Source organism: Halomonas caseinilytica (assembly GCF_001662285.1).
GTDB classification, from domain to species: Bacteria; Pseudomonadota; Gammaproteobacteria; order Pseudomonadales; family Halomonadaceae; genus Halomonas; species Halomonas caseinilytica.
In genome coordinates, this window is sequence record NZ_BDEO01000008.1 from 52,451 (window position 1) to 66,988 (window position 14,538).

13 protein-coding genes are annotated in these 14,538 nt (G+C 65.4%); 6 read left to right on the forward strand and 7 right to left on the reverse strand.

The genetic code is table 11. From position 1 onward, the window contains the following. The first annotated feature begins 172 nt into the window (after nt 1-172). Nucleotides 173-664 (forward strand): hypothetical protein, encoded by a 492-nt coding sequence (locus tag HSDC_RS10215; protein ID WP_064699847.1) that lies wholly within the window; start codon nt 173-175, stop codon nt 662-664. A 24-nt stretch (nt 665-688) separates the two neighbouring features. Here HSDC_RS10215 and speE read toward each other — a convergent pair whose 3' ends face one another. Together speE and hemE are read right to left on the reverse strand one after the other, a co-directional pair. Continuing rightward, nucleotides 689-1,549: a polyamine aminopropyltransferase gene (gene speE, locus HSDC_RS10220; RefSeq protein WP_064699848.1), complete on the reverse strand. Its 861-nt coding sequence runs from the start codon at nt 1,547-1,549 to the stop codon at nt 689-691. 84 nt (nt 1,550-1,633) lie between these two features. Continuing rightward, on the reverse strand, nt 1,634-2,698 hold the full coding sequence (hemE, locus tag HSDC_RS10225; RefSeq protein ID WP_137055260.1) for a uroporphyrinogen decarboxylase: 1,065 nt from the start codon (nt 2,696-2,698) through the stop codon (nt 1,634-1,636). Nucleotides 2,699-2,827: 129 nt separating this feature from the next. Here hemE and ribA point away from each other — a divergent pair, with 129 nt between their 5' ends. Both ribA and HSDC_RS10235 read left to right on the forward strand, forming a co-directional pair. Continuing rightward, nucleotides 2,828-3,463 carry a GTP cyclohydrolase II gene (gene ribA, locus HSDC_RS10230; protein ID WP_064699850.1) on the forward strand — a complete coding sequence of 212 codons (636 nt, stop codon included), beginning with the start codon at nt 2,828-2,830 and terminating at the stop codon, nt 3,461-3,463. Nucleotides 3,464-3,587: 124 nt separating this feature from the next. Next, nucleotides 3,588-3,878, forward strand: a complete 291-nt coding sequence (locus HSDC_RS10235; protein ID WP_064699851.1) for a hypothetical protein — start codon at nt 3,588-3,590, stop codon at nt 3,876-3,878. 87 nt (nt 3,879-3,965) lie between these two features. Here HSDC_RS10235 and HSDC_RS10240 read toward each other — a convergent pair whose 3' ends face one another. From HSDC_RS10240 to HSDC_RS10260, 5 genes are all read right to left on the reverse strand, one after another. Then, the gene (locus HSDC_RS10240) at nt 3,966-5,519 is read right to left on the reverse strand and encodes a Na+/H+ antiporter NhaC family protein (RefSeq protein ID WP_064699852.1); all 1,554 of its coding nucleotides are present in this window, start codon (nt 5,517-5,519) and stop codon (nt 3,966-3,968) included. Between the two features lie 235 nt (nt 5,520-5,754). Continuing rightward, the gene (djlA, locus tag HSDC_RS10245; protein WP_064699853.1) at nt 5,755-6,525 is read right to left on the reverse strand and encodes a co-chaperone DjlA; all 771 of its coding nucleotides are present in this window, start codon (nt 6,523-6,525) and stop codon (nt 5,755-5,757) included. Nucleotides 6,526-6,652: 127 nt separating this feature from the next. Beyond that, nucleotides 6,653-8,605: a 1-deoxy-D-xylulose-5-phosphate synthase gene (dxs, locus tag HSDC_RS10250; protein WP_064699854.1), complete on the reverse strand. Its 1,953-nt coding sequence runs from the start codon at nt 8,603-8,605 to the stop codon at nt 6,653-6,655. A gap of 14 nt (nt 8,606-8,619) precedes the next feature. After that, nucleotides 8,620-9,501, reverse strand: coding sequence for a (2E,6E)-farnesyl diphosphate synthase (gene ispA / locus HSDC_RS10255; protein WP_073292194.1), 882 nt, complete (start codon nt 9,499-9,501; stop codon nt 8,620-8,622). Then, nucleotides 9,488-9,772, reverse strand: coding sequence for an exodeoxyribonuclease VII small subunit (locus HSDC_RS10260; RefSeq protein ID WP_064699855.1), 285 nt, complete (start codon nt 9,770-9,772; stop codon nt 9,488-9,490). Before HSDC_RS10260 ends, ispA begins: the two co-directional genes overlap by 14 nt. Before the next feature lie 267 nt (nt 9,773-10,039). On the opposite strand from HSDC_RS10260, the gene serA reads away from it, so the two are divergent. The 3 genes from serA to HSDC_RS10275 all read left to right on the forward strand — a co-directional run bounded on the left by serA (nt 10,040) and on the right by HSDC_RS10275 (nt 14,456). Beyond that, a complete protein-coding gene (gene serA / locus HSDC_RS10265) occupies nt 10,040-11,290 on the forward strand; it encodes a phosphoglycerate dehydrogenase (protein WP_064699856.1) in 1,251 nt (416 codons plus the stop codon). 401 nt (nt 11,291-11,691) lie between these two features. Then, a complete protein-coding gene (locus HSDC_RS10270; protein WP_064699857.1) occupies nt 11,692-13,047 on the forward strand; it encodes an 8-oxoguanine deaminase in 1,356 nt (451 codons plus the stop codon). Nucleotides 13,048-13,109: 62 nt separating this feature from the next. Then, nucleotides 13,110-14,456, forward strand: a complete 1,347-nt coding sequence (locus HSDC_RS10275; RefSeq protein ID WP_064699858.1) for a uracil-xanthine permease family protein — start codon at nt 13,110-13,112, stop codon at nt 14,454-14,456. Nucleotides 14,457-14,538 lie beyond the last annotated feature (82 nt).

Below are 14,538 nucleotides of genomic sequence, written 5' to 3' on the forward strand. Positions count from 1 at the left end.
ACCATTGCACGCGATCATGCAACGCGGGAGACGGCTCTTGGCGACACCCGGCGTCGGCCTTCGCGGACACTGCCCTGCCGCCGCCGTCTAGGGTAGGATGCGGGCTCACCGGCAAGGAGCGCCGGCGCAACCTCGGCCCCCTAACCGCCGACGCTATCCGGAGGACTCGAATATGCGGCAATTCTTCTTTCCACGCCGTCCCCTGCCGCGACGCACCCTGTTGTTCTGCCACGCCATCATCCAGCTCGGCCTGCTGGTAGCCGGCGGCCTGTGGCTGGCGCCACGCACCCCCTGGCTCGCCGATACCACCTGGCTGGCCGCCTGGCCGCCGCTGGCACTCGGGGCCGGCATGCTGCTGCTGGCCATGATCGGCGTTCGTCTGCTCGCCGAACTGTGGCTGCTGCCTTACCACCTGGCGGGCCTGCGCAACGGCTTCGCCCCGGGCGATGTGGTCACCCGATCCTTCGATCGACGCCCGGCCGTCCACGACGCCGAACGCGCCTGGACATCCTCGGCCCGCCCGGTCTCGATGGACGATGAGGTCATCGGCAGTGCCCGCGTCGCCCGGCCGGCATCGACCTGGCGCCAGGGGGGCGATGAACCGACCCTGACGCCGGGTGACGGCGAAGCGGAGCCCGCTTCCCGCCACGAGCCGCGACTATAGCGATACCGCCGGCGGCACCGGGGCTCAGTCGAACGCTCGTCGCATGAAGGGCGGCAGCGCCAGGGCTCCCCGGTGTATCTCGGCGGTGTAGTAGTCGAGCGGCAGATCAGCCTCCCGGGCGTCGCGCTCACGGAAGTCATTCACCTCGCAGCCCTTGCCGGCCAGAGTGACGCTCCACCATCCGGAAGGATAAACGGGCTGCGGGAACGGCAGGGTCGCCACGCTGCCAAAACCGGCCTCGCGCATGTCACGGCGCAGCTCCCGGATGATCGAACCGCTGTGGTAAAGCGGCGACTCACTCTGCTGCACCATCACCCCACCGGGACGCAGGATGCGATGGCAACGGCGCAGGAAGTCGGTCGTGAACAGGCCTTCTGCCGGCCCCACCGGGTCGGTGGAATCGATGATCAGCACATCGACGCTCTCGGCCTCTGCCTCGTCGACCCAGCGCACGCCGTCGGTAAAGGCCAACTCGGCGCGGGGATCGTCGTTCGACTCGGTCAGGGAAGGGAAGAAGCGCTCGGCGGCCCGGGTCACTTCCTCGTCGATGTCGATCTGGGTCACTTTCTCGACACCGGGATGGCGCAGCACTTCACGCAGCGTACCGCAGTCACCGCCGCCGATGATCACCACGCGCTTCGGATCGGCGTGGGTGAAAAGCGCAGGATGCGCGATCATCTCGTGATAGAGAAAATTGTCGCGATCGGTCAGCATCACGCAGCCATCCAGCACCAGGAGGTTGCCGAATGTCTCGGTGGCGTAGACCTCGAGATGCTGGTAGTCGCTGCGCACCTCATGCAACTTGTCGGTCACCTTCAACGCGAAGGCACTGCCCTGGCTGTCGAAGACTTCGGTGAACCAGCCGGAATCAAGAGACGTGCTCATCATGGATCCTCGAGGTAACGAATGGTGACGGGCCACGCATGCATGTTCGCGACGGCCCGCAAGATAGGATGATCCGGTGCGCCATCATCCCCGATGATAGGCAGGACTCAACTCGTGCAGGGCCTCGATGAAAGCCGTGACGCGCTCGGGATCGGTGAACTGGCTGATACCATGCCCCAGGTTGAAGACATGGCCAGGTCCCGTGCCGTAGCTGTCGAGGATCCGCGCCACTTCGTCACGGATCGCCCGGGGATGGGCGAACAGCACATTGGGATCCAGGTTGCCCTGAAGCGCGACACGCTGTCCGACCCGTTCCCGGGCGCCGGCAAGCTCGGTACTCCAGTCCAGGCCCAGCGCATCGGCACCGGACGCCGCCTGCGCCTCGAGCCACTGGCCACCGTTCTTGGTGAACAGGATCACCGGCACGCGCCGCCCCTCGCGCTCGCGGATCAAACCATCCACGATCTGCTTCATGTAGCGCAGCGAGAAGGCCTCGTAGGCCGGTGTCGACAGCGCCCCGCCCCAGGTATCGAAGATCTGCACGACCTGGGCACCGGCGCGAATCTGGGCATTGAGATAGTCCGTCACCGCCCGTGCCAGCAGGTCGAGCAACCGATGCATGGTGTCCGGCGTGTCATAGAGCATGGCCTTCACATGGCGGAAGTCCTTGCTCGAGGCACCTTCCACCATGTAGGTAGCAAGCGTCCAAGGACTGCCGGAAAAGCCGATCAACGGCACACGCCCATTCAGTTCGCGACGGATGGTCGCGACGGCGTTCATCACGTAATCCAGGTCGCGTTCGACATCGGGCAGACTGAGGGCTTCCACCGCTTCGGCCGTACGGACCGGCTTGCGGAATTTCGGCCCCTCACCGGTCTCGAAGTACAGGCCCAGCCCCATGGCATCGGGGATGGTCAGGATGTCCGAGAACAGAATGGCGGCATCCAGCGGGTAGCGCTCCAGTGGTTGCAGCGTCACCTCGCAGGCCCTGTCACGGTCACGACAGAGGTCCATGAAGCTGCCCGCCTGGGCACGCACTTCGCGATATTCCGGCAGGTATCGGCCTGCCTGGCGCATCATCCAGACCGGCGTGCGGTCCACGGGTTGACGCGCCAGGGCGCGCAGCAGGCGGTCGTTCTCGAGTTCCATGCGTTCGCTCATCCACGGAAAATGTGGCCGCCATTGTAACTCATCAGACCCGACCGTGAGCCTGACTCACCTTCCTGATAGAATGAAACCATCCCGACGGCCACGCCCGGTCCTTCATCGAGGTACATCGTGACGATTCGCTACATCGCCGCTTCCCGGCTACCCACACCCTGGGCCACCTTCACCATGCACGGTTTCGAGGACGAAGCCACCGGCAAGGATCACGTCGTCCTCACCCTGGGCGATGTCGCCGACGGCCAGCCCGTGCTCGGCCGCGTGCACTCCGAGTGCCTCACCGGCGACGCCCTGTTCTCGATGCGCTGCGATTGCGGCTATCAGCTCCAGGAGGCGCTCAAGCGCATTGCCGAGGCGGGCCGAGGCGTGTTGCTCTACCTGCGCCAGGAAGGCCGCGGCATCGGCCTGCTCAACAAGATCCGTGCCTACCATCTCCAGGACCAGGGTGCCGACACCGTCGAGGCCAACGAGCAGTTGGGCTTCTCCGCCGACCTGCGCCGCTACGACCTCTGCCTGCCAATGCTCGAACACCTGGGCATCAATTCGCTCAGGCTGATGACCAACAATCCCCGCAAGGTCGAGGCCCTGACCCGGGTCGGCGTGGACGTGGTCGAGCGAGTCGGCCTGACCACGGGACTCAATCCGCACAACGAGCATTATCTGTCCACCAAGGCCGGCAAGCTCGGCCACATGATGGCACTGGGCGATTTCACGCCGGCCGACGCCGTGGATATAGAACGAAAGCCCTGACAGCACCCCCCGAACGATATAAATAGCCTGTATCGATCGCATCGATCGATATATTTCTCTGGTCTCACACTTAGCTCGCTAATAGAATGCATGTTATCAAAACATCGCAAGCGAGGTACCCGAGATGAAAGCCAAACTGATGACCGCCAGCCTGCTGCTCGCCGCCCTGCCCCTGGCCGCCCAGGCAGATCACGCTACCGAGCGGACCCTGCAGTTCAGCGAGCCGCTGTCCGCCGTCAGCCAGCATGCACCGACGGCTCAGGTCCAGGCAGATGCGTCTTCCGATCTCGTCGCCGAAGGTGGTAGCGACGCCATGGCCAAGGCCCGTCTCAAGCTGCGCGCCCAGCAGCAACATGAGACAAACATCGCCGTGACAGGCGATCCCCTGGCGCCGGCTCGAAAAGCCACCACCTGAGCCAGGCACTGAAGCACTGGTGCTTTTGCCCCGACGCAAAAAGGCCCCTCTAAGAGGGGCCTTTTTCATGCACGATAACAACTCGGTTCAATCGGCAAGTGCCTTGTCACGCGACCGGGTCCCACCCCAGAGGGAGCGCAGCACGACGGCGGTCACCACGAGTACCACGGCACCCGCGAGGCCGCCGATCAAGGCGCTATCGGTCAGGCCGGCGATGAAAAAAGCCAGGATGCCGGCCAGCCCGGCGCACATCGCATAGGGCAGTTGCGTGCGCACATGGTCGATATGATCGCAGGAGGAGCCTGCCGAGGAGAGAATGGTGGTATCGGAGATCGGCGAGCAGTGATCCCCGAAGATGCCGCCACTGAGTACCGCGGCGATGGCCAGCGACAACGACAGGTCCATGGCCATCGCCACCGGCATGGCAATGGGGATCATGATCGCGAAGGTCCCGTAGGACGTGCCGGTGGTAAAGGCAACCAGGGCACCGATCAGGAACAGCAGTACCGGCACCAGGCTCGGCGCAATGTTCGCCTCCGCCAGGGTCACCAGATAATCGGCGGTTCCCAGCTCCGAGGTCACGCTGCCGATCGACCAGGCCAGCGTCAGGATGATGTAGACCAGCGTCATGCTCTTGATCCCGGAGACGACGATATCCATGGACTCGCGGAAATTGAAGAGCTTCTGCTGCATGCCCATGACCAGGCCGACGACTACCGCCACGAAGGTGGCAATCAGGATCGACAGGCCGCCATTGGCCTCACCCACGGCGGTGACCAGACCATTCTCGGGATAGTTGCCGGTCCACAGGAACATCGGCGGAATCATCAGCACCAGCACGGCGATCGGCACCAGCATGTTGCGCTTGCGTGCCTGGGCCTCCGGAATCACGTCCATCTCGGCAACCTCCCGGTCGGAAGGCGGCGTGGCATCCTTGGCCAGTACTTCTCCGGTCGTCCGGGCGCGATGTTCGGCACGCGCCATGGGGCCGAAATCCCACTGGGTGATGACGATGAAGGCGATCAGGCCAAGTGCCAGCCAGGCATAGAAGTTCAACGGGATGGAAGAGAGATAGATCAGGTACTCGGAACCGTCCACCCCCATCGAGGTCAGCTGCGTGCCGATCAGCCCCATCACGAAGACCACCCAGGTGGACACCGGACCCAGCAGGCACATGGGAGCCGACGTCGAATCGACGATGTAGGCCAGCTTTTCACGGGAGACCTTCATTCGATCGGTGATCGGACGCATCACGCTGCCCACCGTCAGGGCATTGAAGTAGTCCTCGAAGAAGATCAGCACCCCCAGGCCCAGGGTCGCGCCCTGGGCACCGCGGCGCGAGGCGACTCGCTCGGAAATGGCTCGGGCGATGGCCTGGGCACCGCCGGTGCGCTGGAGCACCGTGATCAGCACACCGAACAGGCCACAGTAGATCAAGACGGTGACGCTCCACTCATCCCCCACGCTTGGAATGATGAAGTCGTTGAAGCTGGCATAGAGGCCAGCCGCCGGATTGCCACCGCTGAGCATGGTGGCACCCAGCCAGACGCCGCAGAACAGCGCTGGTATCACGTTGCGCGTCACCAGCGCCAGCACGATGGCCAGCACGGGCGGCAGGAGGGAAAACAGACCGAAAGACATCTGGGGTCTCCTTGGAATTCTTGTCGATCACCGCAAGAACGCCTCGGAATCGCTTGGCCGGACCGAGGCAGGGCGACGTCCCCACCGGGACGGCGGGTCGCCGCGCATCCTATGCCGGCCCAAGCGCCCCGGCAACCGTCATGTCACATTCCGGAAAGCGTGGGCTCTGATGAAGAAAGAAGACGAAGGCCTGGTCTGACAAGTGTCCGTAAAGGCCGCTTCGCCGCCAGCCCCCTCAAGCAGCATCGGCGGAACGTGCCTTGCGAATACGCTCGTAGGCATTGCCGATCTCGCTGGTGCGCTCCTTGGCCATCTCGCGCATATTCTCCGGCAATCCCTTGGCGGCCAGCTTGTCGGGATGATTCTCGCTCATCAGGCGGCGATATTGACGCTTGATCTCGGCATCGCTGGCCTCGGACGACACGCCCAGTACCTGGTAGGCATCTTCCAGCGACACTTCATGCGTGGTGCCGCCGCCTTCGGCCGCGCCTCTCAGCATGGCCTCGATCTGGGCAATCTCGGCCTCGGAGCAGCCCAGCCCGCGCACCACCCGCATCAGCATGTCGCGCTCGGAGGGATGAAGCTGACCATCGGCGGCGATGGCCGCAAGCTGCACCTGCAGGAACACCTGCCGCAAGGCCGGCTGGCTGCCCACGATCTGGCGGATCTTGGCCAGTTCCGCCTCGAGGTCGAAGTCCTCGCGCTTGCCACGGGTGAAATCGGCCCGCGCCTTGGCACGCTGTTCCTCACTCAGTCGCAGGCGATCCCACAGTTGCCGGGAAGCATCGAGCTCGGCCTCGGATACCCGGCCATCGGCCTTGCACATGCACCCCATGACCGCGAAGGTCGATTCGAGAAACTGCGCCTGCACCCCGGCCAAGCGGCCCAGCATGCTCCGGCGCAACCGCCGGACGAGCCAGTAGCCAAGGCCGCCCCCGATCAACAGGCCCAACGGACCGCCGACCAGAAAACCCAGCAACCCACCAATCAGCACCATGGCCAGCATGTCGACTCCTTGAAGCACGTCTCGCAAAGATGGCGGGGAGCATAGCACCCCGGAAAGAACCGACGCGATGCGGCTGGCGTCTTCGACTGCCGTCGAGAGACGCCGTTCATCGTGGGGCGCATGACCCTCAGCCGAGGCGGCGCTTGATCGAGGCCTCGATCCCGTCGGCGTCGAGCCCGCACTCGACGAGCAACTCCGCCGGCTTGCCGTGCTCGACGAAGGCATCGGGCAGCCCCAGGTGGAGCAGCGCCGTCCGGCGTCCTTCCGCTGCCAGCAGCTCACCGACACCGCTACCGGCGCCACCAGCCACCACGTTTTCCTCCAGGGTCACCAGCAGGTCATGTTCGTCGGCCGCCGCCAGCACCGCCTCACGATCCAGCGGCTTGACCGACCGCATGTTGAGATGGGTGGCATCGAGGCGCTCTGCCACCTCGGCGGCAGGACCGTTGAGGCTGCCGAAGGCCAGCAGCGCCACCCGAGAACCATCGCCGCCGGCACGGCGACGCACCTCCGCCTTGCCGATCGGCAGCGCCTCGAGGTGCTCGGGAATCTCCGAGCCGGGACCGGTGCCGCGCGGATAACGCACGGCAGCCGGCCCCGGATGATGATAGGCGGCACTGAGCAACGCACGGCACTCGGCCTCGTCGGCAGGCGCCAGTACCACCATGCCCGGTACGCAACGCAGGTATGCCAGATCCAGCGCCCCATGGTGGGTAGGGCCATCCTCGCCCACCACACCGGCACGATCGATGGCGAAGGTCACGTCCAGATCCTGCACCGCCACGTCATGGATGAGCTGATCGTAGCCGCGCTGCAGGAAGGTGGAATAGATGGCCACCACCGGCTTCATCGCCTCGCAGGCCAGACCGGCCGCCAGGGTCACCGCATGCTGCTCGGCGATCGCCACATCGTAGTAGCGTTCCGGGTACTCCTGGGAGAAGCGGACCAGATCCGACCCCTCGCGCATGGCCGGGGTGATGCCGATCAGGCGGTCATCCACCGCCGCCATGTCACACAGCCAGTCGCCGAAGACGTTGCAATACTTGCGCGGCTTCGGGCGCGATATATCGTTGCGCGGCGTCGGTCCCACTGGCTCGCTCGGCTTGAGCGGTGGCGGCGTATTGCGCTTCTTGTCGGGCTCGCCCTTTTCCAGCTTGGTGATGGCGTGATAGCCGATCGGATCGGCCTCGGCGGGCAGGAATCCACGCCCCTTGCGCGTCTTCACGTGCAGGAACTGCGGACCTTCCATATCGCGCATGTTGCGCAACGTCTGGACCAGGGTCGGAAGATCGTGACCGTCGAGCGGACCGATATAGTTGAAGCCCATCTCCTCGAACAGCGTCGCCGGACTGACCATGCCCTTCATGTGCTCTTCGGTGCGTCGGGCCAGCTCCAGGGCACCGGGGAGATGCGACAGCACCTTCTTGCCGCCTTCGCGCATGCTGGTGTAGGGCTTGCTGGTCAGGATCCGCGCCAGGTAGCTGGCCATGCCGCCGACATTCTCGGAGATCGACATCTCGTTGTCGTTGAGGATCACCAGCAGATTGGCATCCACATGGCCAGCATGCGCCAGGGCCTCGAAGGCCATCCCGGCGGACAGGGCGCCATCGCCGATCACCGCGCAGACCCGGCGCTCCTCGCCGCGGGTACGTGCGGCCAGCGCCATCCCCAGGGCAGCGGAAATGGAGGTGCTCGAATGTCCCACGCCAAAGGTGTCGTACTCCGACTCGCTGCGGCGCGGGAAGGCCGCCAGACCGCCGAACTGGCGGATCTGCTGCATCGCTTCGCGGCGGCCGGTGAGAATCTTGTGTGGATATGCCTGATGGCCCACGTCCCAGACAAGGCGGTCATGGGGCGTTTCCAGGGCATGATGCAGTGCCACCGTCAACTCCACGACACCGAGCCCGGCACCGAAATGGCCGCCGGAGACGCCCACGCTGTAGAGCAGATACGCCCTCAGTTCGTCGGCCACCTGCGCCAGCTGGGCCTCGTTCATGGCACGCAGCGCGGCCGGTGTTTCCAAGGTGTCGAGCAACGGCGTAGCCGGGCGCTCGACCGGAATGTCATCGAACAGCTTCATGTTGGCCCTGTGGTTCAGTGGTCACGCTCGATCATGTATCGGGCCAGGTTGGCCAGCACGCTGCCAGCCTCGCCCAGCGGCGCCAGGGCCGATACGGCCTCGTCCACCAGGGAGCGGGCCTTCTCATCGGCCCCCTCCAGCCCCAGCAGCGTGGGATAGGTCGGCTTGTCACGGGCAGCATCCGCCCCCGACGCCTTGCCGAGAACGGTCGTGTCGCCCGTCACGTCGAGCACGTCATCGCGAATCTGGAACGCCAGGCCGATGGCGGCGGCGTAGCGTTCCAGCGCATTCAGCCGCTCATCGTCCTCGCCCACTGCGGCCAAGCCGCCCAGGCGCACGGCGGCACGAATCAGCGCACCGGTCTTGTGGCGGTGCATCGTCGCCAGCGCCGTCAGGTCGGGATGGCCGCCCACGGCGTCCAGGTCCAGCGCCTGCCCTGCCGCCATGCCATCGCGTCCGGCGGCACGTGCCAGGGTTCCGACCATCGCCGGCAGGCGCGGATGCCCCGTATCGGCCAGCACCTCGAAGGCCAGGGTCTGCAACGCATCGCCGGCCAGGATGGCGGTAGCTTCGTCATAGGCGCGATGCACGGTGGGACGCCCTCGACGCACATCGTCATCGTCCATGGCCGGCAGGTCGTCGTGGACCAGGGAATAGGCGTGCACCAGCTCGACCGCCATCGCCGGCCCGTCGAGCGACGCGTCGTCAGCCCCCAGGGCGCGACCCGCGGCATAGACCAGCACCGGCCGCAGGCGCTTGCCGCCGACCAGCACGCCATGGCGCATTGCCGCATCCAGACGCGCCGAGGGCACCGTCTCGCCACGCGCGAGCAGCGCTTCCAGGCGCTCGTCCACCCGGCGTCGATCCATGGCCATCAGGCGTTCAATGTTCACCATCGGCCTCCTCGGATGACGCGAAAGGCTTGAGATCGATGCCGCCGTCCTCGCCTTCGGTCAGCGTCCGGACCTTCAGCTCGGCCTCGTCGAGACGCCGCTGGGCATCACGGGTCAGGCGAACCCCCTGCTCGAAGGCCGTCAGCGACGCCTCCAGCGACAACTCACCGGATTCCAGTTGTTCCACCAGCGCTTCCAGCCGCTCGACAGTCGCCGCGAAATCCGCCGGCGCCGTCTCCTCGGTGTCCTGTCGCTGCTTGTCCTGTCCCGCCATGGCTACCCTCGTCGGCCATCCCACCATGAGGGCGATAGTATACACCTTCCCCCCCGGGGGTCGTCTGCCCCGCCCCTGGGCCGGCCATTGCATCATGCAGACCGCTCATGCAGACAACGCGGCATTTTCATCCGCAACGGACCTGGCTGTGGTAGGATATTGGCCCTCCTAGAGCCTGTCGCGGCCAGGGCCAAGGGCGTCTGGCAAGCTCAGGCTTCACCTGCTCAACCGCATGCGGCGCGCACCAAAGAAGGGGTTGATTCGACCATGGCCAAAACGTCCCTGGACAAGAGCAAGATCAAGATCCTGCTGCTCGAGGGCGTCCACCAGAGCGCGGTGGACAATTTCCTGAATGCCGGGTACACCAACATCGAACACCTGTCGACCTCGCTGGACGAAGAAACGCTGATCGAGAAGATCCGCGATGTCCACTTCATCGGCATCCGTTCCCGTACCCAGCTCAACGAGCGCGTCTTCGCCGCCGCCGAGAAGCTCGTGGCCGTGGGCTGTTTCTGCATCGGCACCAACCAGGTCGATCTCGATGCGGCCCTGGTGCGCGGCATCCCCGTCTTCAACGCGCCCTACTCCAACACCCGCTCGGTGGCCGAACTGGTGCTGGCCGAGGCCATCATGCTGCTGCGCGGTATCCCCGAGAAGAGCGCCAGCGCCCATCAGGGAGGTTGGCTGAAGTCAGCCAAGAATTCCCATGAGGCCCGAGGCAAGACGCTGGGCATCATTGGCTATGGCAGCATCGGCGCCCAGTTGTCGGTACTGGCCGAGGCACTGGGCTTCGATGTCATCTACTACGACGTGGTGACCAAGCTCGGCATGGGCAATGCCCGGCAGGTGGGCAGCCTCGAGGAGCTGCTGGCCCGCGCCGACATCGTCAGCCTGCACGTGCCGGACCTGCCTTCCACGCGCTGGATGATCGGCGAGGAGCAGATCGGCCTGATGAAGCCGGGCAGCATCCTGATCAATGCCTCCCGCGGCAGCGTGGTGGTGATCGAGGCGCTGGCCGAGGCCCTCCAGGCCGGCCGCCTCAACGGTGCGGCCATCGACGTCTTCCCGGTCGAGCCCAAGGGCAACAACGAAGAGTTCGTCAGCCCGCTGCGCGGCCTGAACAACGTCATCCTCACCCCGCACATCGGTGGCTCCACCCTGGAAGCCCAGGAAAACATCGGCATCGAGGTCTCCGAGAAGCTGGTGACCTTCTCCGACAACGGCACCACCATCACCTCGGTGAACTTCCCCGAAGTGGCCCTCCCGGCTCATCCGGGCAAGCACCGCCTGCTGCACATCCACGAGAACGTGCCCGGCGTGATGTCCGAGATCAACCGGGTGCTCTCCGAGGACGACATCAACATCCTCGGCCAGTACCTGCAGACCAACGAGCGCATCGGCTACGTGGTCATCGATGTGGACAAGGAATATGGCCCCCGCGCCCTGGAAGCCTTGAGCAAGGTGTCGCACACCTTGCGCGTGAGGGTGCTCTACTCGGAAACCAGCTTCGAGGGTTGAGCCGCTGCGAGCGCGGGTGCCTCTGCCGTCGCATCCGCCCGCTCAGCCTCCACCTTTCCGATCGGCCGGCGCCCTTCCGTGTTTCGCTACCGCGCCGAGCCGCACCTTTCCTCCCTTTCGTCCGCCACAGGCGGGCGAGCTGCCGGCCACTATCCTTGAGCTCGAGGATAGTAGCCCGGTGCGCCAAACGACATTCCATGATCCCTCACTCTCCGGTATGACTTGACAGTCGCACGCAGGACTCGCATTTTGTACACAATCACTGCTCGTGATTGTTGAACCATGAGTACACACAAATACAAAGGCACCTGAACCAAGGCTCAGGTCGATCATGAGACTTGGGTAACCCTTTGCCACTGGCAGGGGCCGCGTGAGCGCGGGACCCGAGGAGGACTCCACTGATGACCTCGAACGAACCGACTCTCTGGATCCAGCATCCACTCGCCTGCAGCGAGACCGGCGCCGCAGGCGGCGTGGTCGTCCAGGGCTCGCGCATCGTCGAAGCGATACCGGCGGGCGGCACCCCCGAGTGCCGAGTCGACGCCACCTTCGATGCCTCCCGCCATGTCCTATTACCGGGACTGGTCAACACCCATCATCATTTCTACCAGACCCTGACCCGGGCCTATTCCCCGGCGCTGAACAAGGAACTCTTCCCCTGGCTGACCAGCCTCTACGATGTCTGGGCCAACCTCGACGAGTCGCAAATGGCCCTGGCCAGCGAGCTGGCCATGGTCGAGTTGCTGATGTCCGGCTGCACCACGGTGGCCGATCACCATTACGTGTTCTCCGGTGCCCTGACCCGGGCCATCGACGTCCAGGTGGAAACCGCCCGCCGTCTCGGCGTGCGCGCAGCCCTGACCCGCGGCTCGATGAGCGTGGGTCGCGACGACGGCGGCCTGCCGCCGCAATCGGTGGTGCAGGACGAGACCACCATCCTCGACGAGAGCGCCCGGCTGATCGACGCCTATCATGAGCGTGGCGACGGCGCCATGATCACCCTGGCACTGGCACCCTGCTCACCCTTCTCGGTCAGTCGCGAGCTGATGCAGGAGAGCGCGCGACTGGCCGAAGCCCGCGACGTGCGCCTGCACACCCATCTGGCGGAGACCGAGGACGAGACGGCTTACTGTCAACGCCTGTTCGGCATGCGCCCGCTGGACTACCTGGAAGCGACCGGCTGGCTCGGCGATCGCACCTGGCTGGCCCATGGCATCCACTTCAACGACGATGAAGTGGCACGCCTCGGTGCCGCCGGCACCGGCATCGCCCACTGCCCCTCGTCGAACATGGTGCTCGGCTCCGGCATGTGCCGCACCCTGGACCTGGAAGCCGCCGGTTGTCCGGTGGGACTGGCCGTGGACGGCTCTGCCTCCAACGATCACTCCAATCTCGCCGAGGAAATGCGCCAGGCGCTGCTGCTTGGACGGCTACGCTATTCGCCGAGCCAGGTGACCCATGACGATGTGATCCGCTGGGCCACCCGTGGCTCCGCAGGCTGCCTGGGACGTACCGACATCGGTGGCCTGGCGCCCGGCCAGCAGGCCGACCTGGCGTTGTTCTCGCTTGACGAGGCACGCTTTTCCGGTGCCGACCACCCGATCGCCGCCCTGCTGCTGTGCGGTGCCCATCGCGCGGACCGCGTGATGGTCGCCGGCCAGTGGCGGGTGACCGAGGGCCGGCCGGTGGGTGTCGATCTCGATGCCCTGCTGGCCCATCACGACGAAGCCGCCGCCGCCTTGCGACGCGCACTCTGAAAGCGCGTCGTCGCGGGACGGCTCACCAACGGGTTTCCAACAACGACAACAGGAGATACCCAATGTCGACACCCGATGCCGCCACCGAGGCTGATCAGCCGCGGGTACGCAGCACCCATGACGTCAATGCCATGCCGCCGCTGGCACGCGCTATCCCCTTGGGCATCCAGCACGTGCTGGCCATGTTCGTCAGCAACGTCACCGTCCCCATCATCATTGCCGGCGCCGCCGATCTCTCGGAGGCCCAGACCACTCTGATGATCCAGGCGGCCATGTTCGTGGCCGGGGTCGCCACCCTGGTGCAGTCGCTGGGGCTCGGCCCCATTGGCGCCCGCCTGCCTATCGTGATGGGTACCAGCTTCGGTTTCGTGCCGGTGCTGATTCCCATTGCCGTGGGCATGGGCGTCCCCGCGGCGCTCGGCGCGGCGCTGTGCGGCGGGGTCGCCATGGCACTGGTGGGCCTGTTCCTGCCCTGGGTACGCTTCCTGTTCCCACCAGTGGTGACCGGCACCTTCGTGATCATGATCGGTACCCTGCTGATGCCGGTCGGTTTCGCCTATGCCGCTGGCGGCTTCGGTGCCGAAGACTTCGGGGCTCCCCATCACCTGCTGCTGGCCGCATTGGTTCTGGTAATCATCCTGGGCCTGCACCAGTTCGGTCGGGGCATCTGGTCCGAAACCGCGCCCTTGATCGGGCTGGTCATCGGGTTCGTCATTGCCGCCGCCTTGGGCTACGTGGACTTCGGCTCGGTCGCCCAGGCGGACTGGTTCTCGCTGCCGGTGCCCCTGGCCATCGGCATCGAGTTCCACCTTGCCGCCATCGTGCCGGTAGTCCTGCTGGCGGTGGTCACCTGCGCCGAATCCATCGGCGACATCGTCGGTACCACCTCGGGCGGCATGGACCGCGAGCCGACCAAGAAGGAGCTCTCCGGCGGGGTGATGGCCGATGGCCTGGCCAGTGTCTTCGCCGCCATCTTCAACGCCTACCCGCAGATCAGCTTCAGCCAGAACGTCGGCATCGTCGCCCTGACCGGAGTCGTCAGCCGCTACGTGGTGGCCATCGGCGGGGGCTTCTTGATGCTGGCCGGCCTGCTGCCCAAGCTGGGTGGGCTGGTCTCGGGCATCCCGAATGCCGTGCTGGGCGGCACAGTGCTGATCATGTTCGGCATGATCGCCAGCGCCGGCATCAAGATGCTTTCCCATATCGACTTCAACAAGCGCAACATGGTGATCATCGGCATCTCGCTGTCGGCGGCCATCGGCCTGCCGGCTCAGGAGGGTATCTACGCCGGCTACAGCGAGAACGTACAAGCGATCATCGAGTCCGGCCTGATCCCCGGTGCGCTGTGCGCCATCGTGCTCAACCTCGTGCTGCCGCGCCAGGATCGCGTCTTCCGCGACGACGTCTGAGTGCACCTTTTCCCTCGATGCAACGGGGCCTCGCGAATGCGAGACCCCGTTTTCGTCGGTCATGCCGACTGCCTGGCGCGTG